At 29.2% G+C, this 1515-nt stretch carries 2 protein-coding genes and 1 pseudogene; all 3 read left to right on the plus strand.

Features of this window, described 5'->3' with window-relative positions; translation table 11 throughout:
• Nucleotides 1-48: 48 nt before the first annotated feature.
• Nucleotides 49-498, plus strand: a 450-nt coding sequence (locus PW5551_RS07690; RefSeq protein ID WP_370445936.1) for an ABC transporter transmembrane domain-containing protein, incomplete at its 3' end; no start/stop codon positions are given.
• A gap of 1 nt (nucleotide 499) precedes the next feature.
• Nucleotides 500-687 (plus strand): annotated as a pseudogene (locus PW5551_RS10555) (ABC transporter transmembrane domain-containing protein); the annotation flags it as partial.
• A 449-nt stretch (nucleotides 688-1136) separates the two neighbouring features.
• A complete protein-coding gene (locus PW5551_RS10560; RefSeq protein WP_233488481.1) occupies nucleotides 1137-1397 on the plus strand; it encodes an ATP-binding cassette domain-containing protein in 261 nt (86 codons plus the stop codon).
• Nucleotides 1398-1515: the final 118 nt, after the last annotated feature.

The following is a 1515-nucleotide window of genomic DNA, read 5'->3' on the forward strand; positions in this document are numbered from 1 at the left end:
TTTTTTAGAATCAAACTACTGATCAAACGAATCATTGGAGGTTATTATATGAACAAATATGCGAAAAGGCTTATAAAATATGGTGTAAAAAATTATAAAAGATATATGATTATCATATTTCTTTTAGGTATAATAAGTATTGCATTTGGTTCGCTGAACCCTTTTTTTCTTCAATACTTAATTGATGAAATAATATCGCTTCAAAAAATTAATATCTTACCCTATTTTTTATTTTTTTTGATTGGGGTAGTAGCTTTAGATAGGTTATTCAGTTATTTTTTTAATACTTACCATCGAAAAGTTAACTTTCTAACTATTAAAAATGAACAGATAAAATTATACAATAAAATTCAAAACTCTAAGTTTGTGGAATATTCTAAGATTGATTCAGGTGATATAATGAGTAGACTTTTGTCAGATATTGAGGAAAATGCCTACACAATGGCACTGGTACTTCCTACTATGATTTTCAACTTTTTATGGCTTTTTGTTATCTCTNTAATTTTGATTTATCTAAATTGGCAATTATTTTTGATTGTTTTTGTTTCTTTACCCTTTTATTGGATTATTATAAGAAGCTCGCAATCGAAATTACAAAACTACTCAAAATATGAAAGAGAATCTTTTGGAAAATTAACTTCTTCAATAAAAGAAAAATTAGATGGACAACCTGTTATAAAATATTAGGAAAAGCAAAGTATTTTTTAGATTCAATTTCTAATGATGCCACTAATTGGTCTGAACGGGCAACTAAAGTAGGAATATTTCAAATAACTATCTTAAATATCGCATATTTCATAAATTATATAACACCTGTAATTGTCTTAGGAATTGGAGGATTATTTGCGATAAGAGGAGATATGCCTTGGGCACTTTAATTGCATTTTATTCTTTTGTACCATGGATTTATGAACCAATTAGCATAATAAATGAGAATTTAGTCCAAATACGTAGGGCAGAACCTCTTTCACAAAGGTTCTTTGAAATATTCGATCTCCCAGAAGAAGAAAAGCGAAGGAATTTATTCTTTACCTAAAAATTATGACATTAAATACAACAAAGTCTCTTTCANATACAAAGATGAGTTAGTTTTAAAAGATATAAACCTATTCATAGGCAAAAACGAAAAGATAGCCATAGTTGGAACAAGTGGTTCAGGTAAAAGCACCATGATGAATCTACTCGTTAGATTGTACGATCCAACAAGTGGAGAAATACTGTTAGAAGATAAAAACCTAAAAGAATATAACCTGCAAGAGATAAGAGAAGGTATAAAACTGGTAAGGGGTAACGATCCATTATTCAACATGAGTGTAAAAGAAAACATAATACTGGGTGATGAATTCAGTGAAGAAGAGTTCAAACAAAGCATGTCAAAAAAAGCAAAGGTAGAATAAATTCATAAACCTATTAGATGAAGAATACGATACGATAGTAGGAGAAAGAGGAAGATAAGTTATCAGATGGACAAAGGCAAAGGGTAGCCAATAGACAAGGGCATTGATAAGAAATCCG

Source organism: Petrotoga sp. 9PW.55.5.1 (assembly GCF_003265365.1).
In the GTDB taxonomy this organism is placed as follows: Bacteria; Thermotogota; Thermotogae; order Petrotogales; family Petrotogaceae; genus Petrotoga.